At 68.1% G+C, this 6,000-nt stretch carries 4 protein-coding genes; 1 reads left to right on the forward strand and 3 read right to left on the reverse strand.

What is annotated here, in order from left to right; genetic code table 11:
- Window positions 1-190: 190 nt before the first annotated feature.
- The gene (locus tag ACWDEN_RS23720; protein ID WP_351607521.1) at window positions 191-2,314 is read right to left on the reverse strand and encodes a DNA gyrase/topoisomerase IV subunit B; all 2,124 of its coding nucleotides are present in this window, start codon (window positions 2,312-2,314) and stop codon (window positions 191-193) included.
- Window positions 2,315-2,754: 440 nt separating this feature from the next.
- Between ACWDEN_RS23720 and ACWDEN_RS23725 the strand changes: the two genes are divergently transcribed.
- Window positions 2,755-2,985, forward strand: a complete 231-nt coding sequence (locus ACWDEN_RS23725; protein WP_030735014.1) for a DUF7455 domain-containing protein — start codon at window positions 2,755-2,757, stop codon at window positions 2,983-2,985.
- A 100-nt stretch (window positions 2,986-3,085) separates the two neighbouring features.
- On the opposite strand, the gene ACWDEN_RS23730 is transcribed toward ACWDEN_RS23725, so the two are convergent.
- Entirely contained in the window at window positions 3,086-3,946 is an 861-nt protein-coding gene (locus ACWDEN_RS23730; protein ID WP_450860069.1) for a serine protease, read from the reverse strand.
- A 121-nt stretch (window positions 3,947-4,067) separates the two neighbouring features.
- On the reverse strand, window positions 4,068-5,609 hold the full coding sequence (locus tag ACWDEN_RS23735) for an RNA polymerase sigma factor (protein ID WP_351607515.1): 1,542 nt from the start codon (window positions 5,607-5,609) through the stop codon (window positions 4,068-4,070).
- Window positions 5,610-6,000 lie beyond the last annotated feature (391 nt).

Here is a 6,000-nt window from a genome sequence, read left to right on the forward strand (position 1 = left end):
CCGCTCGACGACCGGCGCAAGCCCCTCCGGCCGACCACCGAAGAGCGCCCGGCGAACCGAGAAGGACCATCCCGCCCGCGGAGGCGGACCACCGTCCCCCTCCGCCGGCCACCAATCCCCCTCGACGTCCCCGGCCGACCAGGTCAGCCCATCACGAGCAAACCCCGTCGGCCGAAGCCCGGCGCAGCGGCTACGCGTCGATGCGCGACCGGTCCAGCGTCGCCGCCGAACTGGAGATGAACTCCTTGCGCGGGGCCACGTCGTTGCCCATCAGCAGGTCGAAGACCTGCTCGGCGGCCTCCAGGTCGGACAGGTTGATCCTGCGCAGCGTGCGGTGACGGGGGTCCATCGTGGTCTCGGCCAGCTGGTCGGCGTCCATCTCGCCCAGACCCTTGTAGCGCTGGATGCTCTCCTTGTACCGGATGCCCTTGCTCTGGAACTCCATGAGCTTGTCGCGCAGCTCGCGGTCGGAGTACGTGTACACGTACTTGTCCTGGCCCTTCTTCGGCTGGACGACCTCGATGCGGTGCAGCGGCGGCACCGCGGCGAAGACCCGGCCCGCCTCGACCATCGGCCGCATGTAGCGCTGGAACAGCGTGAGCAGCAGGCAGCGGATGTGGGAGCCGTCCACATCGGCGTCGGTCATCATGATGATCTTGCCGTAGCGGGCCTGGTCGATGTCGAAGGTGCGGCCCGAGCCGGCTCCTATGACCTGGATGATCGCGCCGCACTCGGCGTTCTTGAGCATGTCGGTCACCGACGAGCGCTGCACGTTGAGGATCTTGCCGCGGATCGGCAGCAGGGCCTGGAACTCGGAGTTCCGCGCCAGCTTGGCCGTACCGAGCGCGGAGTCACCCTCGACGATGAACAGTTCGCTGCGGTCGACGTCGTCGCTGCGGCAGTCGGCGAGCTTCGCCGGCAGGGACGAGGACTCCAGGGCGGTCTTCCGGCGCTGGGCGTCCTTGTGCTGGCGGGCCGCGACGCGGGTACGGGCGGCGGCCACCACCTTCTCCATGACGACGCGGGCCTGCGCGGCGGCGTCCCGCTTCGTGCTGGTCAGGAACGCCTTCAGCTCCTTGGCGACCACGTTGTTCACGATGCGCCGGGCCGCCGAGGTGCCCAGGACCTCCTTGGTCTGACCCTCGAACTGCGGCTCTGCCAGGCGCACGGTCACGACGGCGGTCAGGCCCTCGAGGGCGTCGTCCTTGACGATGTTGTCCTCGGCCACCCGCAGCAGCTTCTTGGCGCGCAGTACATCGTTGAACACCCCGGTCACGGCCTGTTCGAAGCCCGAGACATGGGTGCCGCCCTTGGGGGTGGCGATGATGTTGACGAAGGACCGGACGGTCGTGTCGTAGCCCGTACCCCAGCGCAGCGCGATGTCCACGCCCAGTTCACGGGTGACCTCGGTGGGGGTCATCTGGCCGTGCTCGTCCAGGACGGGCACGGTCTCCTTGAAGGTGCCCCTGCCCGAGAAGCGGAGGACGTCGCAGACCGGCTTGTCACCCGCCAGGTACTCGCAGAACTCGCTGATGCCGCCGTCGAAGCGGAAGGACTCCTCGCCCTTGCTGCCCCCCTCACCCAGACCGAACTCGTCACGGACGACGATCGTCAGGCCCGGCACCAGGAAGGCGGTCTGCCGGGCGCGCTGGTGGAGGTTCTCCAGGGAGAGCTTGGCGTCCTTGAGGAAGATCTGGCGGTCGGCCCAGTAGCGCACGCGCGTGCCGGTGCGGGTCCTGGGGATCTTCTTGGTCTTCCGCAGGCCGCTCTTGGCCTCGAACTTCGCCTCGGCGCCGTCGGCCGCGAAGGCACCCGGCACGCCGCGCCGGAAGCTGATGGCGTGCGTGTGGCCGCCGCGGTCCACCTCGACGTCGAGACGGGCGGAGAGGGCGTTGACCACGGAGGCGCCGACGCCGTGCAGACCGCCGGAGGCGGCGTACGAGCCGCCGCCGAACTTGCCGCCCGCGTGGAGCTTGGTCATGACGACCTCGACGCCGGACAGGCCGGTCCTGGGCTCCACGTCCACGGGGATGCCACGGCCGTTGTCGCGCACCTCCACGGAGCCGTCGTCGTGGAGGATCACCTCGATGCGGTCACAGACGCCCGCGAGGGCCTCGTCGACGGAGTTGTCGATGATCTCCCACAGGCAGTGCATCAGGCCGCGGCTGTCGGTCGAGCCGATGTACATGCCTGGGCGCTTGCGCACGGCCTCGAGGCCCTCGAGGACGAGCAGGTGCCGCGCGGTGTAGTTGGAACCGTCCCGGTCTGCTCCTGCCAGCAGCGCTGTGGACGGCACGGACGTATCGGCGGTCACGCGGTTCGCTCCTCGCTGAATTTCAGTTGACCCCCTACTGGGTAAGGGGACGGCTTCGGTCGCCGCTCAGAGGGTACCGAGGCCTGGTAGAGCCGGTGTAACGCCACCCTCGTCGGGAACTCAGACTAGTCCAGGATCGCATGCATGTTCGATCCCTCGATGGAGTGAAGTACATATCACGTTCCATTGGAGGCATGAACCATTTAGGCTCCGGGCACGTCCTCATGAACAACAGGCAACCCGGCCTGGAGGACCGAGATACAACACCGCGCGAAACCGTAAGCACCACAAGAGACGCACTACGGCACATTCGCCGCCAACCGGCAGCAGACAGCCGCCCCGGAAGATTCTTTCGAGGAAAAGCCACGAGCGGGAACGTTTTCGGGCTGGTTGGATGTTGACCCTGGTACGACAGCTCGTCGAGCTAGAGAAGAGGCGACGTGACTACTGTTCTGACCCCCGCGAGCCCGTTGACGGCCGCCGATCGCTGCGACCGCTGCGGCGCCCAGGCATACCTGCGCGTCGTCCTGCTCAGCGGCGGAGAACTGCTCTTCTGCGCCCACCACGGTCGCAAGTTCGAGCCGGAACTCAAGAAGATCGCCGCTGAGATACAGGACGAGACGGAGCGGCTGACGTCCGTTCCGAACACCGCTTCCGAAGAAGAGCGCTGAATCTCGCACACACGACGAGCCAGCCCCGGTACAGGCCGGTGAACGGGCGGCCGCTCCTCTGCAGGAGTGGCCGCCCGTGCTCATGTCCCGTGCCGGCGCTTCAGGAGGGCCCGTGGATCCCCTCCCGGCCGCCTGAGGCCCCTTCCAGGGTCCTCACGACCTCGGAGACGCGTGTGTACACGCCGGGGCTTCCACGCCTGCCGCAGCCGCTCCCCCATGACACGAGCCCGATCAGCCGTCCTCCCGCCACCAGCGGGCCGCCGCTGTCTCCCTGACAGGCGTCCGGCCCGCCGGCAGCCTCTCCGGCGCAGAGCATGCTGCCGGCCCGGTAGGTACCGTCCGGACCGCTCGGATAGGAGCGGGCGCAGAGGTCGTCGGGCAGCACGCGCACGTGTGCGGCGTACAGCCTGTGCGCATAGGCGCCCTTACCGGTCGTGTCCCCCCACCCGGAGACCAGGGCCTGCGTTCCCGCCTTGTAGGCCGGATCGCCCGCGCCCGCCATGCCGATGACCGCGCTCTGCGGCAGCGGCTTGGCCAGGGTGAGTACGGCGAAGTCGCCGGCGTTGGTCGCACTGTCGTACCCGGGATTGATCCGGGCGTCGCGTACGGCGATCTCCTGGCCCTCATCCGACAGCAGATCGGTGCGCCCCGCGATGACCCGGAAGTCGGGCACGCGGTTCGGGGGCGCCCCGAGGACGTCCTCGCTCAGGCAGTGGGCCGCGGTGAGCACCGCCGTCGGTGCGATCGCGACGCCGCCGCAGAACTGGCCCGCCCGCGTACCTCCGAACCGGTCACGGCTGGACAGCGCGACCGTCCACGGGGCCTGGGAGACGTCTATCGGAAAGCCTCCGACCACTACGCTGTCGGCGACCACCGGAGCCGCGTTCACCAGCGGTATGGCGGTCATGGCGGCGGCCAGGGCCAGCGGCCTGACCAGTGCCCGCCCTAGGGAACGGCGCATGCAGACTCCTCACTCTCGGTGTTACCGGAAAACCCAGAGTGATCCAATGCGCCGTGGCGCGCAGCACGAAGGCCCGGCTCCCGCGAGGGGGGCCGGGCCTTCGCCGCCGTACGACCGCGACCTAGTCGAGGTAGTCGCGCAGCACCTGGGAACGCGACGGGTGGCGCAGCTTCGACATGGTCTTGGACTCGATCTGGCGGATGCGCTCACGCGTCACGCCGTACACCTTGCCGATCTCGTCGAGGGTCTTCGGCTGACCGTCGGTGAGACCGAACCGCATGGAGACGACGCCGGCCTCGCGCTCGGACAGGGTGTCCAGAACGGAGTGCAGCTGCTCCTGCAGGAGCGTGAAGCTGACGGCGTCGGCGGGGACGACGGCCTCGGAGTCCTCGATGAGGTCACCGAACTCGCTGTCGCCGTCCTCACCCAGCGGGGTGTGCAGGGAGATGGGCTCGCGGCCGTACTTCTGGACCTCGATGACCTTCTCCGGGGTCATGTCGAGCTCCTTCGCCAGCTCCTCCGGAGTGGGCTCGCGGCCCAGGTCCTGGAGCATCTGGCGCTGCACGCGCGCGAGCTTGTTGATGACCTCGACCATGTGCACCGGGATACGGATGGTGCGGGCCTGGTCGGCCATGGCGCGGGTGATGGCCTGACGGATCCACCAGGTGGCGTAGGTGGAGAACTTGTAGCCCTTGGTGTAGTCGAACTTCTCGACCGCGCGGATCAGACCGAGGTTGCCCTCCTGGATGAGGTCCAGGAAGAGCATGCCGCGGCCGGTGTAGCGCTTGGCCAGGGAGACCACCAGACGGAGGTTGGCCTCCAGGAGGTGGTTCTTGGCGCGGCGGCCGTCCTCGGCGATGATCTCCAGCTCGCGCTTGAGCTTCGGCGCCAGCTTGTCGGCGTTGGCCAGCTTGTCCTCGGCGAACAGACCCGCCTCGATGCGCTTGGCCAGTTCGACCTCCTGCTCGGCGTTGAGCAGGGGGACCTTGCCGATCTGCTTCAGGTAGTCCTTGACCGGGTCGGCGGTGGCGCCGGCCGCGGCGACCTGCTGCGCGGGCGCGTCGTCCTCGTCCTCGTCCGACAGGACGAAGCCCGCGCTCTCGGCGCCTTCCGGCTCGTCGGCGACCTTGGTGTCCTCGAGAACCTCGTCCTCGAGAAGCTCGACGTCGTCCTTCTTGGCCGTGGTCTTCTTGGCCGCCGTCTTCTTGGCGACGGTCTTCTTGGCGGTCGCCTTCTTGGCGGTCGTCTTCTTGGCCGCGGCCTTCTTGGCGGATTCGGCTTCCTCGGCGGAATCGGCTGCGGCCGGAGCGACGGGCGCCGCGGGGGCGGCCGTGGCGGTGGCCTTCCTCGTCGTCGTCACCGTCTTCGCTGCGACCGTCTTGGTGGCGGTGCGCTTCGCGGGGCTCTTCGCTGCGACGCTCTTGCGGGTGCGCTTGGGCTCTGCGGCACTGACCATCAGCGTCACACCCTCTTCCTCAAGAATCTGGTTGAGGCTGCGCAGTACGTTCTTCCACTGAGTGGCCGGAATCTGGTCAGCTTCGAAGGCCCGACGCACATCGTCGCCGGCGATCTGCCCCTCAGCCTTTCCCCGCTCAATGAGCGCCATGACAGAGACGGACTCGGCGATCTCCGGCGGGAGCGTACGGGATGTGCTGGCCGACACGAACAACCTCTCGGAACGTTGGAAAACGGCTTCCGGCACCGTCCACTTCGGACAGGAGCCGACCACCGGCCTGGGGATGGGCCGACGGCGCGGGCGGGGGCCGGGAAGGTGCACAGCGCCTGTGATGGCGTCCGTATTCCCTCCGCGGCTGTCACCTCTTAGGTCATCGCGCTGTTCCCACGAGTGTTACGCCCAATCTGCGTGGCCCGAGTCACACCCCGTAAGCAGCCAAAAGCGGTCAGACATGGGCAGAGGAGATCACCGTTGTCGCCCTGCCCGGTCGCGCGCATGACCCCGGCTGCCCGTGTCTGACCGCTTTAGGCTGCTTACGGGGTGTGACTCGGGCCACGCAGATTGGGCGTAACACTCGTGGGAACAGCGCGATGACCTA

The organism is Streptomyces sp. NPDC001153 (assembly GCF_053598315.1).

Excerpts from the sequence above, each read along its gene's own strand:
- ACWDEN_RS23730 (WP_450860069.1), bottom strand. The coding sequence starts at position 3,946 with ATGCGCCGTTCCCTAGGGCGGGCACTGGTCAGGCCGCTGGCCCTGGCC.